The organism is Bradyrhizobium sp. i1.15.2, assembly GCF_040548425.1.
GTDB lineage: Bacteria > Pseudomonadota > Alphaproteobacteria > Rhizobiales > Xanthobacteraceae > Bradyrhizobium > Bradyrhizobium canariense.
The window spans coordinates 13923-33190 of record NZ_JBEPRQ010000007.1 but is presented as its reverse complement, the minus strand read 5'-3'; the positions used below and the strand labels follow the sequence as shown (position 1 = coordinate 33190).

Here is a 19268-nt window from a genome sequence, read left to right as displayed (position 1 = left end):
TCAGGCCTCACCGAAACCGTCATGCACAAGCGCCAGTACAGCAGCAAGTGCTGCCTTGCCATCGGAACCGGTAACGCGGAAATGCAGTGTTGCGCCCTGCGGCGCCTTCACACGCATGACCTTTACCGGGCTCTTGGCGTCCGTCCAGGGCCCGTCCGCCGAGAGGGCGAGCTCTATCTTCGCGGTAAAACCCTTTGCGCACTGCGTGAGCTTGACCGACGGTCGCGCATGAAGTCCGACTTTGTTGACGAGAACCGCCGAGGCTGTCAGCGGCACCGCCGTTTCGCCCGGCCGGCTGGCGTGAGCATCATGCATAGAATTCCTCCGCGCTACGCTTGACAGCGGCAAGCGGCGAGCCACCCGAAGACTCGGTTGCCGCAATCACAGCTCCCTCGACCACCGGAGCATTGCAGACGACGACGCGCGCGCGTCGATCTTCAGGCAGCATTTCCACCGCCATCTCGGAATTTGTCTCCGCCCCGCCGAGATCAACCAGCACCGCCACGCCTGCGGGCGACCAGGCCGCCTCAATCGCCTCGAGGATCCCGGCAACATTGGTGCCGAGCCCTCCATCGATGTCGCCGCCTGTCCAGGCGAGCGGCACGGCGCTGCCTACCATCTGGCGCACCATATCCGCCGCGCCTTCCGCGATCTTGCGCGAATGTGAAACGATAACGATCCCGACATTGCAGGAATTTGCACTGTTCATGAACTTGCCTCGAATTCCAGTACCTTGACTGCCGCGCCAATCAAAAGGGACGCCGAACGCGAACCGGGATCCATATGACCGATGGAACGTTCGCCGAGAAAGGACGCACGGCCGCGGATCGCAAGCATGGGCGTGGTGCGATCGGCCGCTCGCGCCGCTTCCGCTGCAATCGCCTCGGCATCGCCACCGCCCGCCAACACGACCTGCACCGGCACCAGGACATCCAGCAACGTTTTCTGCCCCGCCTCAGAACGCCCGCGCGCCTTGACGGCGTCGATCGCCTTCTCGGCCGCTGCGACGAGATCAGCGCGGCTCGGCTGCTCCGGAAGTGCCTTGCCCAGCTCCATGAAGGAAGTTCCGACCAGCGGCCCCGAAGCACCGCCGACCTTCATGACCAAAGTCATTCCGATCGCCTTCAGCATGTCCGGGAGCGCCTTGTCGGCAAGGCCCGGCAATGCCGCCAGCACTGCCTCGAAACCACGCTTCATATTCAGTCCGTGATCCCCATCGCCAATCGCCTGGTCGAGGCTCGTCAATTCGTCGGCGTGCTCGATCATCGACCCCGCCAGCGCTCGCACCAGTCTTTCCCTGGCTACCCGATCAAGGCTCATGCCGCTACCCTCCAGCCCATCGCATCGAAGAACAGAGGTTTGTTCAGACAGAGCGACACCACATCACCGGCGCCGAAGCCCGCCTCGGGATCCGCCAGCGTCACCACCGGCCGGCCGGCGAGGTCGAGATGGAGATGGCTCTGATCGCCGAGATGTTCAACCCGTTTGACGGTCGCCGACACATCGCCACCGCCGCGCGCAATCGTCAGGTGCTCGGTCCGCGCACCGATCGTCTCGGCGCCATCAGGCGCGCCGCCGAACAGGGCCGCCGGCAGCAGATTGATCGTCGGCTGGCCCAACCTTGCCGCGACATGCGCGTTGATCGGGTTCTCGTAGATTTCGCGCGGCGAGCCGACCTGCATCAGCCGCCCGCCTTCGATTACACCTATGCGCGACGCCATGGTCATCGCCTCGGTCTGATCGTGGGTGACATAGAGGATCGTGGCGCCGAGATCGACCTGGATCCGCTTGAGCTCGAGCCGCAGTTCGCCGCGCAGCTTCGCGTCCAGCGAGGAGAGCGGCTCGTCCATCAGGTAGATCGAGGGCGAACGGACCAGAGCCCGCCCGATCGCGACGCGCTGCATCTGCCCGCCCGACAGCTGCGTCGCCTTATTGTCCAGCTTGGTCTCGATATGAAGAAGACGTGCGACCTCCTGCACCTTCGCGCGAATATCGGCTTCCGGCACGCGCCGGGTCGGCGCGCGCAACGCGAAGGCCATGTTCTCGAACACCGTCAGGTGCGGATACAGCGAATATTGCTGGAAGACAAAGGCGACGTCACGGTCCGCCGGTGCATCGCAGGTCACGTCCCGCCCGTCGATGCGGATCGAACCGCTGTCCGGCTGCTCCAATCCCGCGATCAAGCGCAAAGCCGTGCTCTTGCCGGCACCAGTCGGCCCAAGCAACGCGACGAACTCGCCATCGCCAATTGTCAGCGACAGATCGTTCACAGCTTGCGTCTTGCCGAAGGCCTTGGAAATGGCGTTGATCTCGACCTCAGCCATGCGCGCCTCCCTCATGCAACGCGGTACGAATGGCCCGGCCCGACACCTTGTCGAAGACTGACAGCGTATCGGGCCGGAAATCGAGCCCGACAGTCTCGCCGGTCCGGAAGGATCTGCTGCTGGGTGAGCGGGCCTTCAGTGCGCCGTAGTGCGTCGTCACGGTCACGATCTGCGTCGTGCCGAGATATTCCGTGCCATAGACCACCCCGCGGACCATGCCGCGATCGGTGAAGCGCACATGCTCGGGCCGCACCCCCAGCACGAACTCGCTTTCCGCCATCGCCTCGCGCAAGGGAGGAATTGCAACGTCGCGCTCACCGAGCCGGATCGCCTCCGCGCCCGTCTGCAGGTGACCACGGAACGGCAGAAGGTTCATCGGCGGCGAGCCGATGAAATCCGCGACGAAGAGCGAAGCAGGCCGGTCGTAGATGTCGCGCGGGCTCGCAACCTGCTCGACGACGCCATTGTTCATTACCGCGATCCTGTCGGCCATCGCCATGGCCTCGAGCTGGTCATGCGTGACATAGACAGTGGTTGCTCCCAGGCGGTCATGCAGGGCGCGTAGTTCATGAATCATGGCCTCGCGCATCTCGGTATCGAGCGCGCCGAGCGGTTCGTCCATCAGAAAACACTTCGGCTTGCGCACGATCGCTCGCCCCAGCGCGACGCGCTGACGGTCGCCGCCGGAAAGGCCCGACACCGATCGGTCGAGCAGATGGGAGATCCGCAGGATGCGCGCGGCCTCTACGACCCGCCGATCGCGCTCGGCCGCACTGATCCCTTCGCATTTCAGGGGAAAGCCGATGTTGCGCCGGACATCCATGTGCGGATAGAGCGCGAAGAGTTGGAACACGAAGGCGATGTCGCGCGCCGATGCGCGGTTCATCGTCACGTCCTCGCCATCGAGCCGGATGGTACCGGATGTCGGCAGCTCCAGGCCCGCAATCATGCGGAGCGTCGTGGTCTTGCCGCAGCCGGACGGTCCAAGCAGGCAGAGGAACTGGCCGTCCTCGACCGTGAAGCTGGCGGACTTGACCGCATGGAACGTCCCGAAGGACTTGTCGAGTGCCTCGACCCTGATCTGTGCCATCGCGCCCTACTCCCGAACCTTCGACACGATGGTGAGCATCACCGTGCCGAACAGGGTCGTCGCAAACGACCAGGAATACAGCGTCAGGGAGAATGGCTGCATCAGCATCACGACGCCGGCGGCGATGATCGCGGTCGCGGCGGCTTCGAGCGGACCACGGCGCAGAACGCGATCGGCAACACCGCGACGCGCGACGGATCGGGTGGCATCGATACTCATTTGCGGACGGCTCCAAAGGTGATGCCCCGCAGCAGATGCTTGCGCAGCAGCACCGTGAACACCACGATTGGCACCAGGAACAGCGTCGTGCCCGCCGCCACCGCGGGCCAGTCCTGTCCGCCCTCGCCGATAATGATCGGAATGAAGGGCGGCGCGGTCTGCGCATTGCCCGAGGTGAGTAGCACCGCGAAGGCGTATTCGTTCCAGGCGAAGATCAGGCAGAAGATCGCCGTCGCCGCAATTCCCGTCGTGGCCTGCGGCAGCACCACCTTCACGAACGCCTGAAAGCGGGTGTATCCGTCGATCATGGCCGCCTCCTCGTACTCGCGCGGGATTTCGTCGATGAAGCCCTTGAGCAGCCAGACCGCAAGCGAGACGTTGACCGAGGTGTACAGCAGGATCATGCCGAGCCTGGTGTCGGACAATCCGATGCTGCGGTACATCAGATAGATCGGGATAGCGACCGCGATCGGCGGCATCATCCTGGTCGATAGGATGAAGAACATCAGGTCGTCCTTCAGGGGCACGCGGAACCGCGAGAAGCCGTAGGCCGACAAGGTGCCGAGCGCGACGGCGAGCACGGTCGAGCCGAACGCGATGATCAGCGAATTGACGAAGCGCGGCACATAGTTCGAGGGACCGGCGACCACCATGTTACGGCTGCGCGCGAGGCTGTCGCAAAGCCCCTGCGGCGCCCCCAGCGAACGGATGAACTCCGGGGTCTGGCGCGAGCGGGTCGTGAAGACGTTACAGAAGCCTTCGAGCGATGGCTTGAACATCATCTTGGGCGGATAGGAGATTGCATCGTCCGGCGACTTGAACGCGGTGAGCATGATCCACACCAGCGGGATCATGGTGATGATGGCATAGAGCACGACGAGCGAGCCGGCAAAACGCCGCGTCGTGGTCGACGGCTCGACGACGGAATGGGCTGTGGTGGCTGAGATCATCGGCTTTTCACCCTGTTCAGCGCCTTCACATAGATGTTGGCGAGGCCGAAGACCGTCACGAACAGGATGATCGCGAAGGCCGAGGAATAGCCGGTGCGCCAGCTCTCGAACGCCGCACGCTTGAGCGTGATCGACGCAACTTCCGTGGTCGACCCCGGCCCACCGCCGGTCAGCAGGTTGACCATGTCGAACATCTTGAAGTTCTCGATACCGCGGAAGAGCACCGCCAGCATGATGAACGGCAGCGCCATTGGCAGCGTGATCGACCAGAACTGCCGCCATTTCGACGCGCGGTCGACCTCCGCCGCTTCATAGATGTAACCAGGGATCGAGCGCAGGCCCGCGAGACAAATCAGCATCACATAGGGCGTCCACATCCAGGCATCGACGATGACGATGGCCCAGGGGCTCAGCGTGACGTCGCCCAGCATCTGGAACGACGAGGCCGCGCGTCCGGTGAAGAAGGCGACGACGTAGTTGAACAATCCGATCTGCGGCTGATAGAGGAACGTCCAGAAATTGCCGACGACGGCAGGTGACAGCATCATCGGCAGCAGGATGATCGTGGTCCACATCCCGTGGCCGCGGAACTTCTTATCGATGAGGTAGGCAAGGCCAAATCCGAGCACGGTCTCGATCACCACCGTCCAGATCACGAAATGCGCCGTCACCTGCATCGCCGCCCAGATATCCGGATCGGTCAGTATCGACTGGTACCAGTCGGTGCCCAGCCATATCGTGGGCGCGTTCGCCCGATTGGCGCGGTAGTTGGTGAACGAGAGATAGATCGTCCACACCAGCGGGAAGATGTTGATCGCCAGCAGCAGCACGATCGTCGGCGTGATAAAGAGCCAGGCGAGCGCCTGGTCCGACAAACCCCGGATACGACGCGCCACGGCTGGCCGGGCCGGGACGGCCCGATAGGTGATCTGGGACGAAGCACTCAAATCGTTCATGGCTTTGGTCGATCCTCGCGCCGGGACCATCAGCTATGCGACAGCTGCCGAGATTGCCGAAGAGTGCCTGGAGCGCGCTCGCGTGCGCCCCAGGCGGTTGCCTTAGAACTTCTTGCCTTCTTCCTTGAAGATGGCCTTCCAGTCCTTCACCAGACCGTCGAGCGCTTCCTGCGCGGTGCCCTTGTCCGCCACCACGTAGTCATGCACGCGCTTCTGTTCGGCCTGCAGGAGTTGCGCATAGGAGGGCTCGGCCCAGAAGTCGACGACCATTCCCATCGACTTCAGAAACTCCCCGGCGAACGGCGCGCTGTTCGGGAAGCTCGGATCGTTCAACACGGATTTGGCGCAGGAATAACCGCCCAGCGCCCACCACTTCTTCTGCACATCCCCGCCGGAGAACCATCTGATGTATTGCAGCGCTTCGCCCTGGTTCTTCGAATAGGAAACAACCGAGATACCCTGTCCGCCGAGCTGCGTCGCCTGCGTCGCGGGGCCCGCGGGATTGCTGAAGAAGCCGATCTTGTCGCCGCCAACGTTCGGATCCTTGTAGAGGCCTGGGAAGAAGGCGAAGAAGTTCATCTGCAGCGCGACCTGGCCTGACTTGAACGCATCAAGTCCTTCGGACATGTAGGAGTTGGAGGCGCCGGGTGGCGTACAGCACTTGTAGAGCTCCTTGTAGGCCTCAAGCCCCTTGACGGCGCCGGGCGCGTTGACGAAGCCGTCCATCGCATAGGGCTTCTTGGGATCCTGATATTGGAAGCCGTAATCGTAGAGATAGTTCGACACGCCCATGGTGATGCCTTCCGAGCCGCGCTCGGTATAGATCGAAGCGCCATAGACCTTCTTGCCGTCGATCTCACGGCCCTGGAAGAATTTCGAGATGTCTCGCAGTTCGTCGAGCGTCTTCGGCGCAGCGAGATCGCGGCCGTACTTGGCCCTGAAGTCGTTCTGGATCTCTGGCCGCGCAAACCAGTCCTTGCGATAGGTCCAGCCAACCGCGTCACCCATGGCGGGCAGCGCCCAATAGTTTGGCGTATTCTTCGGCCACTCCGAATAGCCGACCACGGTGGCCGGCATGTAGTCGTCCATGCTGATTCCTTCCTTCTTGAAGAAATCGTTGAGCTTGACGTACTGGCCGTTCTCCGCGGCGCCGCCGATCCACTGAGAATCTCCGATGATGAGATCGCACAACGAGCCGTGCGAGTTAAGCTCGTTCAGGAAGCGATCGGCATAGTTGGTCCACGGCACGAACTCGAACTTCATACCGATGCCGGTCTTAGCGGTGAAGTCCTTCGACAGTTCGACTAGCGCGTTGGCAGGGTCCCAGGCGGCCCAGCACAGCGTGATGGTCTTCGCCTGCGCGTGCGCAGGGGTAGTCCCCACTCCGGCACTGAGCGCGGATGCGAGAACTCCGAAACTAGTAAGAAGCGCCTTTACTGTCTGTTTCATAACGCTTTCCCTCCCAGTGGGGCCGGCCATCGACATGGCGCGACTCTCCAACCCGCTCGAATGCTTCGAGCAGAGCGATACAGTCCTTCACGGGCTGAACGACTAACGGACGTTTCCTCGTGCCTGCCTGGATTCTTAGGGATTCAGCCAAGCTCGATTTGTTTAGTGAACCACGATATACTAAACATTGCAAGCAGGCTGTTCGGGCATGGAGTTCAAACACTCATATCGGCGGCCCCACGAGCCCGCGCTCTCTTGTCGGTCAGCGGCAATGACATTTTTGGGACGAGCAGAGAAGATTTCCGCCGCGATAGCGCGACGCCCGTTCAAGACCTTGGACTCTCCCTCCAAGCCATCATGGGCAAGTATGAGCTAGCTCCGGCAACAGATGTCCAATTGAGTGCAATCGGGGACAGTGTACTCTCACAGACGACAAAACAAGGACCGCTCTTTCCTCCTTGCTTCTCGACCCATGATCCTGCCGCAGCTCAAAACCGTGGAGACGCAGCCACCGATACTGGCATTCAGTTCGGCTTGCGATCTAACCGACGGTGCTCCCCTTTCGAGGGCGATCGGCGCCGTCGTCGGTGCGTTCATGCTGCCCTGGATGAAGGCGACCTTCGGACCCGACAGCGCTGAAGCGCTTGTCAACATTCTTCCGATTACGTTGCCAACTTGAGCTCTACGTTGCGTCGACGCCATTGGCCTCGTGCAACGCGCAAAGATTCGTAAGCGACTTAGGTGGTCAGCACCGGCCAAACGATGATCCATCCTTAGAGCCACGAACCGGGCAGCCGCACCAGTTTCGCCTCAGAAACGGCGTGAACGAACCGCAACGAACGCGATCGAGCTCGAACGAAACTGCAGCGAAATCAGCGAACCCGATCGATAGTCTGCCGCTCATAACGGTCTGGTTGCAGGTTCGAGGCCTGCCGGGCCCGCCAGCCTTCGCTCGCTTCGCGAGCTGCGGCTCGGCAAAGCCGGTGCCGCAAAAGGCATGGGATTATAGTGACAGTGCACTCAATGGCTCCGGTCCCTTTTGCGAGTTCGAATGCTCACAGCTAAGTGCACCGTCACGCAATTCCTACAGTTTCGTGTCGTTCCATCAAACCTAGCTCGCCATTCGCTGCCTCAGGTTCTGGTAGAATGCCGTCTCGAAATTCATGTAGCCGATGAACGATGTCGGATCCCCGAAGGGAAGAATCTGGGTGGCCCAGAAGCCACCGACCCCATTCTGCCGATCAATCCAATAGAACAGATTGGCAAGGCCGGCCCAGCCTAGAGCACCGGCGGGACGCCCGGTAGGGGCTTGCTCATCATTGATCATGAAGCTCAGCGCCCAGGATTTTGACTGGCCGGGGAAGAACTCCGCGTCGTTGCACAGCGACGGGATGACGCCGGTAATCGGCGTCACCTTCTTGTCGCCCAGATGGTTCTTTTCAGCCATGCGCACGGTCTCCGCCTTCAGCACGCGGCCGTGCTCGCCCGCGCCGTCGTTTAACCACATCCGGATAAAGCACATGTAGTCGCCGACCGTGCCGTAAAGGCCATGGCCGCCCATATGCACTTCGGGCTTGGCCGGCAGCTCGAAATCCATCGGCGTGAGCGAGCCATCGGCACCTCTCGCATGGATCCCGGCCAGCCGTCCGCGCATCGCATCGGTCAGCTCGAACGTCATGTCCTTGATGCCGAGCGGTTCAAAGATGCGCGTCTTGAAGACGTCACCAAGCCTTCGGCTGGTGACGACCTCGACGATCTGGCCGCACCAATCGAGATTGGTGCCATAATCCCACCGCTCGCCCGGATCGAACAGCAGCGGGGTCATCAGGCAGGCCTTGGTCGCCGTGATCACGCTCGGCTGACCCTTTTCCTCTGCCAGCCGATTATAAGTGCGGTTGATGAAATCATAGCTCAGGCCGGCGGTGTGCGTCATCAGCATGCGCGTGGTGATGTCGCGCTTCGGAGCGCGCAGGATCGGGTCGCCCTTGTCATCGAATCCTTCGATCACCTGGAGCTTGCCGATATCGGGCGCGTATCGCTTGGCCGGCTCATCGAGATCGAGCTTGCCTTCCTCGACAAGCTGCAGGATGGCCGTGGCGGTGATCGCCTTGGTCGTTGAGAATATCCCGAAGATGCTGTCGGTCGTCATGTTGGCCGCCTGGTCGAGACGGCGCTTGCCGGCTGCCCCTTCGTAGATGTTACGATGGCGGTTCGTCACCATCGCGACGACGCCGGGTACGTGCGGCGTCGATGTAACGACATCGTCGAGAACGGTGTCTGCCACCGCACCAAAATTCATGATCATGATTGTGCTCCAGCCTGGCTTGGATTGATTTGGTCGACACGGTGCTGCGCAACCCTAATGCATGGCAAAGCCCTGGTAGCCGTTCGCGGCGACCTCGTCGCATTTCTGCCGATAGGCGCCGACCCCACCGCAGTACGACAGAACGCGCCGCGGCTTGCCTTCGACGTTCGAGCCCAGGTACCAGGAATTAGTCTTCGCGATCAGCGTCGCGTTGGCGATCTCATCGTGATGCGCCACCCATCCGTCTTCCGCATCCTTCGTCGGCTCGACGACCTTCAGATTCTTGCCGCGCATATGCCTGATGCAATCATCGATCCATTCGACCTGCTGTTGCAGGCACGTGGTCATGTTGCAGAGCGCCGCTGAAGGGGCGAGCGGCACGGCCGTCGTGAAGAGATTCGGATAGCCGTGAACCTGAAGGCCCATTGTGGTGCGGATGTCCCGGCTCCAATCCTCCTTCAGCGAGCGGCCGCCGCGACCTCTGACATCGATGCGCGTCAAGGCTCCGGTTCCGGCGTCGAATCCGGTGGCCAGAATGATGATGTCGAGCTCGTGGATGGCGCCGTCGGCGGTCTGGATTCCCGTCGGTGTCACCCGTTCGATTGGATTTTTCTTGACGCTGACGATCTCGACATTCGGGCGATGGAAGGCCTCGAGAAATTTCTGCTCGAGCGGCACCCGGTGTGTCCCGAAGCCATAATCGGCTGGGATCAACGCGTCACACAGCTTTGGATCTTTGAGCCGTTCGCGCATCTTCTCGCGCACGAATTCGGATATCTCGGCGTTGACCTCCGCGTCGAAGAACAGCTCGCCGAACGAGGATATCCACAGCTTCAGCGAGCCGTCATTCCAACAATCCTCGATCACCTCACGGCGCCGCCCTGGCGACAGTTCGGCCCAGGCGTGCTCGAAGTCATACTCGAATCCGGTGAAGGTGTGCGGGAGGCGCTCCGTGAACGACTTGAATTTCGACTTGTAGGCATCGACATCCGCCGCGCCGTATTTGGGATTCTTCATCGGGATAATGTATTGCGGCGTGCGAATGAAGACCTTGAGGTGACCGACCTCGCTGGCGATCGTCTGGATGACCTGGATTCCGGTCGCGCCGTTACCAATGACGCCGACGCGCTTGCCGGCCAGATCGACCGGCTGCTTCGGCCAGCGCGCGGTGTGGAACAACTGCCCCTTGAAGGTCTCCTGCCCCGGAAAGGACACGTGCGGGGCCGAAAGCATGCCGCAGCAGGTGATCAGGAACTGGGTATCGATCACGTCGCCCTTGTCGGTCGTGACCAGCCAGCGCTGGGCGGCTTCGTTGAAATGAGCGCTCTTGACCGTCGTACCGAACTGGATGTCCTTGCGCAGATCGAGGCGATCGGCGATGTAGTTCAGCCAGCGTTCGATTTCGGGTTGGCCAGGGAATTTCTCGCTCCAGCTCCATCCCTTGTAGAGCTCTTCGGAGAACAGGTACTGGTAAATATAGGCTTCGGAGTCGAAGCGCGCGCCAGGATAGCGATTCCAGTACCAGGTGCCGCCGACGCCGGATCCAGCATCGATCACCCTGACGTTCAATCCCTGTTCACGCAGGCGATAGAGCTGATAGAGTCCGGCGACGCCGGCTCCAACCACCACGGCGTCGAATTTCGCCGTCACATGCGCGCCGTTGCTTCCGTTGAACTCGGTCACGGGTTCTGCCATTTTCCCCTCCTAGGGTGTAAGAGCGCGTGGCCTCCCCATCCGTGCTGTGACCGGATGATGGTGCATCGCGTCATTGTTGATCCCGACGGCTCGATCGGATGGGGCTTGTTCTGCTTGCGACGCTCGTGCCGTTCGCTTTCCACTCGGCAAGGGACTGCGGCAAGCTACGAGATTGCCTGCGCCTGGGGCTTGAACAAAACCGACAATCCTTTGAACGAGGCCACTGGTGCCGCGGTCTCAAGGAGCTGATCCGGACGCAGTTCGCTTGGCAAAAGCCAAAAGCGGCTTATGCTGCTGCGCAGCTGTTCGGCTCATGAGAAGAAGAAGCGGTCAACCGCGCCTTAGAGGGAGGGAGTTCGCGCGATGGGCCGGTTCATTACGGTCGACGAGCTGCCACGGTACGCGCCTGGCAAGTTGATGTTGGACAGTTCGGCGGTAGGAAAGGCCGACTTTCGGCTGCGGGTGTTCCGCTATGCGCCATCCGACATCTGGGTCCCCCCGTCCGAGAACTATCTGATCGTCATCTATCGCGAAGGCTCGACTGCGATGAACCGCCGCGTCACCGGCGCGTGGAAGCAAGATCACGTCGGCCGAGGTGTTACGACGCTGCTCACGCGCGCGGAAGCTTCGAATTGGCGATGGAGCCATGATCTCGAAGTCAGCCATTTCTACATTTCACCGACCTTGATGGCAAAGACTGCGGGCGAGGCCTTCGATCGCGACGCGGAGGCGGTCGAACTGCACGACCTCCTCAAGATCGAAGATCCGGTCCTGACCTGGATCGGCGACCAGATGGTGCAAGAGGTTTCCGCCGGAGGACCGGGTGGCCGCCTCTGCTACGATGCGCTGGCTCTTCAGGCCAGCGTGCACATCCTGCGAAGATATGCCTCCGTGCGGTTCAAGATGCCCTGCTCGCAGGGACGCTTCAGACCTGCCCATGCGCGGCTGATCGAAGACTATATCGAACAGAGCATCTCCAGGAACATCACGCTGGAGGAATTGGCCAACATCTGCAACTGCACGCCCGTGCAGTTCGCGCGCAAATTCCATGTGCATTACGGAATGCGTCCCCACGCCTATGTGCTGAGCCGCAAGGTGGAACACGCCTGCCAGCATCTCCGCAAGGACCGCTTGCCGCTGAAGGAGATCGCCCTGCTCAGCGGGTTTTCGGATCAAAGCCACCTCAACCGAGTCTTTCGCCGACACATGAACCTCACGCCTGCGGAATATCGCAAGCAATCGGCATGAGGCAGACCTGAGCGAGAGGGAAATCGCAGCGAAGCAAATACCTGGGCGGCTTTCGCCGATTTCTAACGCCCTGTTTCGCACAAAAGCGACCTCATCAAATCAAAATCAACGCGCTCGCTCGTGACGAAAACCCGGAAAAACTCGCGGCCTCCTCGATATTCAGCCGCATAACGGTCTGGTTGCACGTTAGCGCCCGCTGACGGAGCAGCGGAATCTACGGTTGCTGACGATCTGCGACATCACTGGGCATTCATACCGAAGCGCGCAGACCATCGTGAAGCACTACCGCGCCCGCAATGCGGCTCGCGCCGATTCTGGTATCGACAGGCTTGAACTGTAGGTGCGGAAGGAAGTCATGACGAGCTGAACGCAGACCGGTGGGTCTCGTGCTACAGTGGTGGATGGGCTCGGTCCTAATTATCCGACTCGTCGCACGGCGTGCGACCATTAAAAGCGTTACACGAGACCCGGTTTGTTCTGCCTAAGAATTTAAACAAGCCCAACTTACCGGTCGCACCCTTAACCAGCTGAGATTGGGCATTCGTCGCGCGATCATGGTGCCTCATTGCACTGTCTACGGTCCGCGTGGTCGGAACGTGCATTCGCGGGGCGAACCTTGGCATCTGTTGGTGCCCTATCTCCTGAAGCTATCCTCAGAACGGCTCACGGCGCGGCTTGGCGCCTTTTTCGTTCCGATTGATCGAATCCTCGGGTACCCTATTCTATCCGCGTCGGCGGAACTGCTGAAGTTGATAGATGGCTCCACGGAGAATGGAGATGGGCCGGCTCGATAAGCAGATGGATCCCTTCCACCCTGCCGCTCATCTGACTACGGAGGATCGCGTCCCCGAGGATCTAGAGCTTGAGCAAGTCGACACGGCGTCGTTAGTTGATCCGGCCCGAGAGGAAGCCGCCTCGTCGCCCGCGCATTTTGGGTCAGGTCGGCCGGCGGCAAGCGTAACGGGCTCTACCGACTGGATGCACCGAGCACGCCGCATCTGGCGGAGCCATCTCCAGCGCGAACAACTCCCCCGGACGGCCGGACGGTCGATGGGAAACTTTGAGCGGTGGTTGATCGCATTGCTGAGCGTCGGCTTTGTCGTGGGCTGCGTTTGCGCGATCATTGTCTTCATGCAGGCCAACTCGCGCAAATTGGAGATCGCAGCACTGCAACGTGACATCATCGCGCTCAAGCTACGCGTAGCCAGGCTCGATCAGATCGCAAGCACCAATGAGATACGTGAAAAAGCAAGCAGTGAAACATCCAAGTCGCCGTCCGAGGCCCGTCCTGACCAGGCTCCGCTCATCCTATCACGTGAAGAGATTCAGCTTATCCGAGACTATATCAAGCCCGCACCAGTTGCAGGCTCCGCAACTGAGACGATCAAGGTCGGCGATCCCGTCGGAGGAGAAGCCGTGCCCTTTCCTTTTCCGATCACGGAGAAGGTGCGGAAACTGCTCGGCGCGCGATTTACCGTTCGCAATGGCATCATTGTCATCATCCGCAGCGGCAGCCGTCACGCTGATGCTGTGATTGGGCAAAATTGACGAGAACTGGCCGTGATCGCAGTATCCGGTCGATTACTTATGGCTGGTTGTTTGGTGGTCTTTCAATGAACCGCCGGCTGCCATTGAGAAGCTCGAGGTTATTGGCGATGACCGGATTACCTGGGTCGATCGAATAGGCTTTCTCGAATTTCCGTCGCGCCGCACTCAGATTGCCGCGCAGCATGTACGAATATCCCTGGTCATTCAGAATCTGAACGGTTTCGCCTCCCAGACGGATCGCTTGGGCATAGGCCTGATCGGCCAGGTCGAAACGACGCAGCTTGTCGTAGCTCGCTGCAAGACCAATCCAGGCCGTGACGTCCTTGGGTGATTTCTCGACGGCATCCTTGAAATAACGCTGTGAGATTCCGTAGCTGCCGCGATTGTAATGCTCCAGCCCCAGCCGCACAGGCTCGTCCGACGGGTAGTACTTGACGTCGGTCGGCTCCTGCACCGGGTCACCACCCGGTGGGTCGACGGGAGCCACGATGGCAGCCACCCTCGTGGTCTGGTCGCATGCCGCAAGGCCTGGCGCCAGCCAGCAACAGGTCAGCAGTAGAATGGCACGTCGCATAATTTTCTGTCCCCCGCCCGGCCCAGCGGACTCACTGCACCGCACTCAAATGCCCCGTCGCTAAACTCAACTACCAAAGGCCGCTACCTGCCCCCTGCCCCGCCGACTGGCACCGATATTCCCGACGATGCTCCCGCTCCCAATCCAGTTACGTTGACATTCTGGGTGACGGGCGGGCGCTGGCCCATTAGTTTCGTCGGATCACCGTTATCGGGAAGCTGATCCACCGGCTGTTGCTGGTTGCCGTAGCGCGTCACGGCCGAGCCCACACGTCGAGCGTCGTACGCGATCCGGCGATCACCCACATTTCGCGGCCATGGATGGATTGTATGGGTGACGGCGTTGACCTGCTTGGCATCGCCGGCGGTCATCGTGATGCTGTCGGAACGCTGAAAGTAGCGGTCCATCTCGTCATGACCGGCGACGCCGTAACATCCCCCGAGCAGGATGGGCGCAAACAGAACCAGATGCCTGATCGTCATCTCGCGCGTCCTTTAGTTTAGGGTTTTCACGACCGTCTGATCGGCACTAGCGGCCGGGACGACGATGGGGGCCCGGACTTCAGGCGCGATGATGTGGCCATACGGTCCCTTCACTTCGCCTCCGGAATTGACGTAGTCATTGTAACGCTTGCGGACTTCCATCTGGCCGTTGAGGAAGAAATCGACGTCGTTGGCCGGCAGGCGGGAGTCGAGCGGCGAGGCCAATTGCTGACCGGGCGCCGCCGGCGCGACCAGGCGCGGCGTCACGATGATCACCAGATCGGTTTCTTCCTGCTGGTACGATTTGCTGCTGAACAAGGCTCCCAGCACGGGCACCGAGCCGATCCAGGGCAATTGCGAAACGTCCTGACGGTTGCGGGTCTGCAGCAGGCCGGCGATCGCAAAACTCTGACCATCGCGCAGCTCAACCGTCGTGCGCGCATCGCGGCGGGTCAATGCTGGAACGGTCGTGCCCTGAATCGTCACCGCATTAGCGAAGTCAAGTTCACTGACCGACGGCTCGACCCGAAGGTTGATCACGCCGCGCGAGAGCACGGTGGGGACGAAGGCCAGCTCGACGCCGAACTTCTTGTAATCGATAGTAACTGTAGGAAAGCCGTTCGACGTTTGGGTCGGTATTGGCACTGGAAACTCACCGCCGGCCAGGAAGCGGGCGGCATCGCCGGACAGCGTGGTCAGATTTGGTTCCGCCAACCGGCGTGCCAATCCTTTGGTTTCCAGCGCCGAGATCAATAAGTCTACCGAGCCCCCATTGCTCGTTCGGATGATGCTGGTCAACAAGCTTCCGAACGGCGCCGGAGCTATGCCGCCCGCGGTCCCCAAGAGCGTTCCTACCGTTCCGAGTAGCGGAAGGCTGCCAGTTGGACCAGCACCCACGTTATTACTACTCACCGTGGTTGTCGTTCTGTCCGATGGATCTGTCCCGGTGACAGTGACACGTTGAGTGCTGTTTATGCTGTTACCACCGATGGCCACTCGCCGTGTGCCCCCAGGCACCACCCCGCCACGTCCCGTGTTCCCGACGTTGGTCCCATTTGCGTTCGCCGCGTACAGGTTTACGCCGATGTCCCGCCCGGCATCCCGGGTGACCTCGAGAAAGCGCACCTCAAGCATCACCTGTTGCGGAGCCGCGACGCTCATGGCATTTACGACGACGCCCCCTTTCGCGACCGTGCTGGTGGCGATCGCCATGGCCCGCTCGGCCGTAACTGCGTCGGCCGCGACCCCGCTGAGCACCACCTGGCCCTCGGAAGCCGACACGCGGATACCTTGCCCGCCGGTGCTGGTCCGGATGTTCTGCTGCAGATTGCCGGTATCGATCACGACCTCGACGTCGAGAATCCCGATCTGCTTCATCGAGCTGTCGAACAGGATGACGTTGGTAGTGCCGGTCTGCTTGCCCTGCACGTAGATGAGGTGATCGCTCAGCGACTTCACGTCGACGATGTCAGACGAGCCCGCCACGATCGTCGCAAAGGCCGTGTCGACCTTGAAGGTACGTGACTTGTTGAGGACGAGCTTGACCCGCTGGACGTCGTTCATCTCGCTGACTATGACGCCGCCGGAGGAGCCCCGCCGGTCTGCAGCCGCCGCGCGGTCAGCGAACCCAGACGAGGCGAGCGCCGCGCCCAGACCCATCACGCCGAAGGCGAGAAGCCTCCCGACCTTGTTACCCGAAACGCCATCGCCACTCATCCGAGTCCCCCCACTGCGATCCACGGAGATCCCCGCAAATCTACGTGCTCGACGTCCTCAACATTTCCCCTCTGCGCACCACGTCGCAGAGCTTACAATCTGTCCCATTACAATTCGTTACGTCGTGTCTCCAAGATCATCCTCCCTGATGCAGGCAGCTTGCAAGACGAGATACTTACCGCAACGCCGCAAGGAGAAAGAAAACGCTTCGATGTTGCCAGCGCGCATCATTCCCACTGGCTGTGGGGAACTATCCCGCAGCACGAGTGCAATTGGCGCGCGCTTGCGTCGCGGCTTTGCTATCGAAGGACATTCGGTCGCACGCTCGGAGATTCGCTTGGCCGAGTGCAAATCACTCAGGTGAAATTCCGCACCCGCGCGTTTGGCCAAACTCGACCAACTTCTTAATCCCCGGAAAAGCGGATGCCCGAACGGCGCGGCCACGAGGCGCTGTCGAGCGAAACATGTCAGGCGTGCTGCCATATTCGCCGCTAGAAGGGAATCTGGTTGGAGGCGCTCGGCGCATTGAGCGCTGTGCCCCATATGGGCATCAGCATCGTAAAGCTTGCCTGGGAAGCTGTAACACTCAAGCTGTTGCTGTTGGCCCCCACGGTCAGCGTTGGCGTGAGACCTCCAAAAAACAGGAACGGTGCCGCGTTCTGCTTGGCCGCGGCTGACAGGGGATCCCCGGTGCAGCCGGCCGGCGACTGCGGCGGGGTTTGAAGCAAGGCAGGCGTATAGCAGCTGATCATGACCGCACGGGCGCCAGCACTCGCGAGCGTCCGCAAGGATTGCATCGTGATGGCATAGCGCCCAAGATCGAATATGACGAACATCAATGTGAAAAGCGCCACGGCCACCATGATAAATTCAAACGGCGCGACACCGCGATTGTCGAGCTTTCTCATCATTGCACCAAAGCGACAACTTGGGTGTAAATGATGGTGGCCGGAGCACAGCCTTGCGTGCTGAGGTAGCCGCCACCGCTCATGTCGATCGTTTTCGCAATCACTTGCGAACAGGTCGTATTTGCGCTGGCGGTCGTACCGTTCCACGTAACATCGGCCTTGGGGAAGTAGATCGCGCCACCTAATGCAACAGTGCCACCACCGTTAATCTTGACGGCACTGCTACTTTGATCGTCAATCAAAACGCCATTCAGATCGGGATAGGTCGCGTTGCTTAAGTTCGCGGACAGGTTGACGGTACCACCATTGATTGAGAGACTGGAATTTCCGAGCAGCACGATGCTAACGTTCGTGCCAGTGACAGTTCCGCCAGTAATTTTGATCGTCGCGTTGTAGAAGAAGTAAGTTCCTTGCGAAAAATTTACTGCATTCCCGTTTGTGCATGTCAGATCACCGTACAGGTTGGTGCTGTTATTCGGCACCAACGTGCCGCTGCACGTTTGTTTCGTTGTCTTGCCAGACCAGGAGTTGAATGCCTGCGTGTCTAGCTTCGCTAGTGGGTTACTGGCGTATGTCATAAAATAGTTGTGCGGCACGCTAACATTGCTGCAGCTGCCTGAGGGGGTGCAGCCCCTTACACCATAAACTGCCCATCCCGAGCCGGTGAACGTGGGAGTGCTGGCGAGTTTAACATTGGTATCCGACATCAGCGCGCAGCCAGTTCCGTTGTTGCTGAGGTTGCCAGCAAGCTTAAGCGCGTCTGAGTCAGGTCCAAGCGCCAGCACGCAGGCCTTGGTCGGCTGCTGGACCATTGCAATGGCTTGGGCGGGGATGTTGACGGTGGTCAAGCCCAGCACTGCCGCCAGGTACGCCGGTTGTTGCTGGCTGGCTCTGGCGCGAACGGCGTTGCCCGTGCCCGCAACGGGCGTTGTAAACGTGCCCGCATTGTAGTTGCCGATATCGATCTGCACGACCCGCGAGGTTCTTGTCGGAAGGCTCGTCGGACAATTCCTGCCCGGATAGGCGGTAGCGTCATTGGGACTGTAGTTGCAAAACCCATTCTGGGCCGCGAATTCCTTGCCGCGATAATCCACTGACTGCGTCTCGCAGGCCGCACCCGCCATTGTACATGAAAGCCGCAATGCGCCGGAATAGGCCGCTGAGTCGGCGGCGTTCTGCGCGTGCTGGCGGGTGACGTACCACGATCCAGCTTCGGCCCCGAGTGCGACTACTCCGATCAGTGGCACGAGAGCGATGACTGTTGCGAATGCGACGGAGCCTCGTTGGGAATGGAGTAGATCACGCATGGAAACACCCTACTGGAAGCGTTCTGAGTGACGCAGCGTGTACGTGCAGGTGGTGGGACACAGCAGCGAACCCACAAAAGGCGGGCGTGCCCCAAGCGGAGCCAAAGTGATGGTTGTCGAAAATGTAATGTACTTCGGAGAAGCAAGATTGCTCGGCGAACAGGTGGCCCCTGCGTCGCCGCACAAAACCTGAAGGTTGCTGATCGCATGACCTGCGACTGTGGTCTGTAGCCCTGTCTTCCAGCTCACCGTGCCGTCAGGGGCGAGCGGATTAGCGTACTGCACATACTGCCCGAAGGAGCGCAATGCGCTCCATGCGGAGATAAACTGGAAGCCCGCGGCGGCTAAGTCGGCGAGCGGCACAAGCAGGAACGACACCAAGAAAATGTAGACGATCATGGTCTCAAGTGCGACGGCGCCGCGTTGATCCACGATCAAAGACTTCTTGCGGCTCATGAGTTGACTCCACCGATAGTCACCCATCCGGTCGTCGACCG

The 19268-nt window shown here is 60.6% G+C and carries 20 protein-coding genes; 3 read left to right on the top strand and 17 right to left on the bottom strand.

The window, feature by feature from the left end:
• The 9 genes from ABIB80_RS14985 to ABIB80_RS14945 all read right to left on the bottom strand — a co-directional run bounded on the left by ABIB80_RS14985 (position 1) and on the right by ABIB80_RS14945 (position 6988).
• Positions 1–315: an HPr family phosphocarrier protein gene (locus ABIB80_RS14985; RefSeq protein ID WP_007592629.1), complete on the bottom strand. Its 315-nt coding sequence runs from the start codon at positions 313–315 to the stop codon at positions 1–3.
• A complete protein-coding gene (dhaM, locus tag ABIB80_RS14980) occupies positions 308–709 on the bottom strand; it encodes a dihydroxyacetone kinase phosphoryl donor subunit DhaM (protein ID WP_354127819.1) in 402 nt (133 codons plus the stop codon). Before dhaM ends, ABIB80_RS14985 begins: the two co-directional genes overlap by 8 nt.
• On the bottom strand, positions 706–1320 hold the full coding sequence (dhaL, locus tag ABIB80_RS14975) for a dihydroxyacetone kinase subunit DhaL (protein WP_354127818.1): 615 nt from the start codon (positions 1318–1320) through the stop codon (positions 706–708). Before dhaL ends, dhaM begins: the two co-directional genes overlap by 4 nt.
• Positions 1317–2324: an ABC transporter ATP-binding protein gene (locus tag ABIB80_RS14970; protein WP_354127817.1), complete on the bottom strand. Its 1008-nt coding sequence runs from the start codon at positions 2322–2324 to the stop codon at positions 1317–1319. The genes dhaL and ABIB80_RS14970 overlap by 4 nt, the downstream gene beginning before the upstream one ends.
• Positions 2317–3414, bottom strand: a complete 1098-nt coding sequence (locus ABIB80_RS14965) for an ABC transporter ATP-binding protein (protein ID WP_354127816.1) — start codon at positions 3412–3414, stop codon at positions 2317–2319. Before ABIB80_RS14965 ends, ABIB80_RS14970 begins: the two co-directional genes overlap by 8 nt.
• 6 nt (positions 3415–3420) lie before the next feature.
• Complete coding sequence (locus tag ABIB80_RS14960; protein WP_354127815.1) at positions 3421–3633, bottom strand: hypothetical protein; 213 nt, start codon at positions 3631–3633, stop codon at positions 3421–3423.
• Positions 3630–4583, bottom strand: a complete 954-nt coding sequence (locus ABIB80_RS14955; RefSeq protein WP_354127814.1) for a carbohydrate ABC transporter permease — start codon at positions 4581–4583, stop codon at positions 3630–3632. Before ABIB80_RS14955 ends, ABIB80_RS14960 begins: the two co-directional genes overlap by 4 nt.
• Positions 4580–5539 carry a carbohydrate ABC transporter permease gene (locus ABIB80_RS14950; RefSeq protein ID WP_354127813.1) on the bottom strand — a complete coding sequence of 320 codons (960 nt, stop codon included), beginning with the start codon at positions 5537–5539 and terminating at the stop codon, positions 4580–4582. Before ABIB80_RS14950 ends, ABIB80_RS14955 begins: the two co-directional genes overlap by 4 nt.
• 102 nt (positions 5540–5641) lie before the next feature.
• On the bottom strand, positions 5642–6988 hold the full coding sequence (locus tag ABIB80_RS14945) for an ABC transporter substrate-binding protein (RefSeq protein ID WP_354127812.1): 1347 nt from the start codon (positions 6986–6988) through the stop codon (positions 5642–5644).
• A gap of 472 nt (positions 6989–7460) precedes the next feature.
• On the opposite strand from ABIB80_RS14945, the gene ABIB80_RS14940 reads away from it, so the two are divergent.
• Positions 7461–7667, top strand: a complete 207-nt coding sequence (locus tag ABIB80_RS14940; RefSeq protein ID WP_354127811.1) for a hypothetical protein — start codon at positions 7461–7463, stop codon at positions 7665–7667.
• 432 nt (positions 7668–8099) lie between these two features.
• Here ABIB80_RS14940 and acmB read toward each other — a convergent pair whose 3' ends face one another.
• The gene (gene acmB, locus ABIB80_RS14935) at positions 8100–9293 is read right to left on the bottom strand and encodes a methyl acetate hydrolase AcmB (protein WP_354127810.1); all 1194 of its coding nucleotides are present in this window, start codon (positions 9291–9293) and stop codon (positions 8100–8102) included.
• Between the two features lie 54 nt (positions 9294–9347).
• Positions 9348–10988, bottom strand: a complete 1641-nt coding sequence (locus tag ABIB80_RS14930; RefSeq protein WP_354127809.1) for a flavin-containing monooxygenase — start codon at positions 10986–10988, stop codon at positions 9348–9350.
• 363 nt (positions 10989–11351) lie between these two features.
• Between ABIB80_RS14930 and ABIB80_RS14925 the strand changes: the two genes are divergently transcribed.
• On the top strand, positions 11352–12236 hold the full coding sequence (locus tag ABIB80_RS14925; protein WP_354127808.1) for a helix-turn-helix domain-containing protein: 885 nt from the start codon (positions 11352–11354) through the stop codon (positions 12234–12236).
• A gap of 777 nt (positions 12237–13013) precedes the next feature.
• Positions 13014–13784, top strand: coding sequence for a hypothetical protein (locus tag ABIB80_RS14920; protein ID WP_354127807.1), 771 nt, complete (start codon positions 13014–13016; stop codon positions 13782–13784).
• Positions 13785–13821: 37 nt separating this feature from the next.
• Here the strand turns inward: ABIB80_RS14920 and ABIB80_RS14915 are convergent, their stop codons facing one another.
• From ABIB80_RS14915 to ABIB80_RS14890, 6 genes are all read right to left on the bottom strand, one after another.
• A complete protein-coding gene (locus tag ABIB80_RS14915; RefSeq protein ID WP_354127806.1) occupies positions 13822–14283 on the bottom strand; it encodes a tetratricopeptide repeat protein in 462 nt (153 codons plus the stop codon).
• A gap of 158 nt (positions 14284–14441) precedes the next feature.
• Positions 14442–14840 carry a hypothetical protein gene (locus ABIB80_RS14910; RefSeq protein ID WP_354127805.1) on the bottom strand — a complete coding sequence of 133 codons (399 nt, stop codon included), beginning with the start codon at positions 14838–14840 and terminating at the stop codon, positions 14442–14444.
• A 12-nt stretch (positions 14841–14852) separates the two neighbouring features.
• Positions 14853–16556, bottom strand: a complete 1704-nt coding sequence (locus ABIB80_RS14905) for a type II and III secretion system protein family protein (protein ID WP_354127804.1) — start codon at positions 16554–16556, stop codon at positions 14853–14855.
• A 491-nt stretch (positions 16557–17047) separates the two neighbouring features.
• Positions 17048–17467, bottom strand: coding sequence for a TadE family protein (locus ABIB80_RS14900; protein ID WP_345946552.1), 420 nt, complete (start codon positions 17465–17467; stop codon positions 17048–17050).
• A complete protein-coding gene (locus tag ABIB80_RS14895) occupies positions 17464–18771 on the bottom strand; it encodes a pilus assembly protein TadG-related protein (protein ID WP_354127803.1) in 1308 nt (435 codons plus the stop codon). Before ABIB80_RS14895 ends, ABIB80_RS14900 begins: the two co-directional genes overlap by 4 nt.
• A gap of 9 nt (positions 18772–18780) precedes the next feature.
• On the bottom strand, positions 18781–19227 hold the full coding sequence (locus ABIB80_RS14890; protein ID WP_085352212.1) for a hypothetical protein: 447 nt from the start codon (positions 19225–19227) through the stop codon (positions 18781–18783).
• Between the last annotated feature and the right edge of the window lie 41 nt (positions 19228–19268).

What these genes read in the sequence shown, in the direction of transcription:
- ABIB80_RS14955 (WP_354127814.1), bottom strand. Translation starts at nt 4,583, where the DNA reads ATGATCTCAGCCACCACAGCCCATTCCGTCGTCGAGCCGTCGACCACG.
- ABIB80_RS14925 (WP_354127808.1), top strand. Translation starts at nt 11,352, where the DNA reads ATGGGCCGGTTCATTACGGTCGACGAGCTGCCACGGTACGCGCCTGGC.
- ABIB80_RS14900 (WP_345946552.1), bottom strand. Translation starts at nt 17,467, where the DNA reads ATGATGAGAAAGCTCGACAATCGCGGTGTCGCGCCGTTTGAATTTATC.
- ABIB80_RS14905 (WP_354127804.1), bottom strand. Translation starts at nt 16,556, where the DNA reads ATGAGTGGCGATGGCGTTTCGGGTAACAAGGTCGGGAGGCTTCTCGCC.
- ABIB80_RS14960 (WP_354127815.1), bottom strand. Translation starts at nt 3,633, where the DNA reads ATGAGTATCGATGCCACCCGATCCGTCGCGCGTCGCGGTGTTGCCGAT.
- ABIB80_RS14965 (WP_354127816.1), bottom strand. Translation starts at nt 3,414, where the DNA reads ATGGCACAGATCAGGGTCGAGGCACTCGACAAGTCCTTCGGGACGTTC.
- ABIB80_RS14985 (WP_007592629.1), bottom strand. Translation starts at nt 315, where the DNA reads ATGCATGATGCTCACGCCAGCCGGCCGGGCGAAACGGCGGTGCCGCTG.
- ABIB80_RS14895 (WP_354127803.1), bottom strand. Translation starts at nt 18,771, where the DNA reads ATGCGTGATCTACTCCATTCCCAACGAGGCTCCGTCGCATTCGCAACA.
- ABIB80_RS14950 (WP_354127813.1), bottom strand. Translation starts at nt 5,539, where the DNA reads ATGAACGATTTGAGTGCTTCGTCCCAGATCACCTATCGGGCCGTCCCG.
- dhaM (WP_354127819.1), bottom strand. Translation starts at nt 709, where the DNA reads ATGAACAGTGCAAATTCCTGCAATGTCGGGATCGTTATCGTTTCACAT.
- ABIB80_RS14970 (WP_354127817.1), bottom strand. Translation starts at nt 2,324, where the DNA reads ATGGCTGAGGTCGAGATCAACGCCATTTCCAAGGCCTTCGGCAAGACG.
- ABIB80_RS14940 (WP_354127811.1), top strand. Translation starts at nt 7,461, where the DNA reads ATGATCCTGCCGCAGCTCAAAACCGTGGAGACGCAGCCACCGATACTG.
- ABIB80_RS14920 (WP_354127807.1), top strand. Translation starts at nt 13,014, where the DNA reads ATGGGCCGGCTCGATAAGCAGATGGATCCCTTCCACCCTGCCGCTCAT.
- ABIB80_RS14945 (WP_354127812.1), bottom strand. Translation starts at nt 6,988, where the DNA reads ATGAAACAGACAGTAAAGGCGCTTCTTACTAGTTTCGGAGTTCTCGCA.
- ABIB80_RS14930 (WP_354127809.1), bottom strand. Translation starts at nt 10,988, where the DNA reads ATGGCAGAACCCGTGACCGAGTTCAACGGAAGCAACGGCGCGCATGTG.
- acmB (WP_354127810.1), bottom strand. Translation starts at nt 9,293, where the DNA reads ATGATCATGAATTTTGGTGCGGTGGCAGACACCGTTCTCGACGATGTC.
- ABIB80_RS14890 (WP_085352212.1), bottom strand. Translation starts at nt 19,227, where the DNA reads ATGAGCCGCAAGAAGTCTTTGATCGTGGATCAACGCGGCGCCGTCGCA.
- ABIB80_RS14910 (WP_354127805.1), bottom strand. Translation starts at nt 14,840, where the DNA reads ATGACGATCAGGCATCTGGTTCTGTTTGCGCCCATCCTGCTCGGGGGA.
- dhaL (WP_354127818.1), bottom strand. Translation starts at nt 1,320, where the DNA reads ATGAGCCTTGATCGGGTAGCCAGGGAAAGACTGGTGCGAGCGCTGGCG.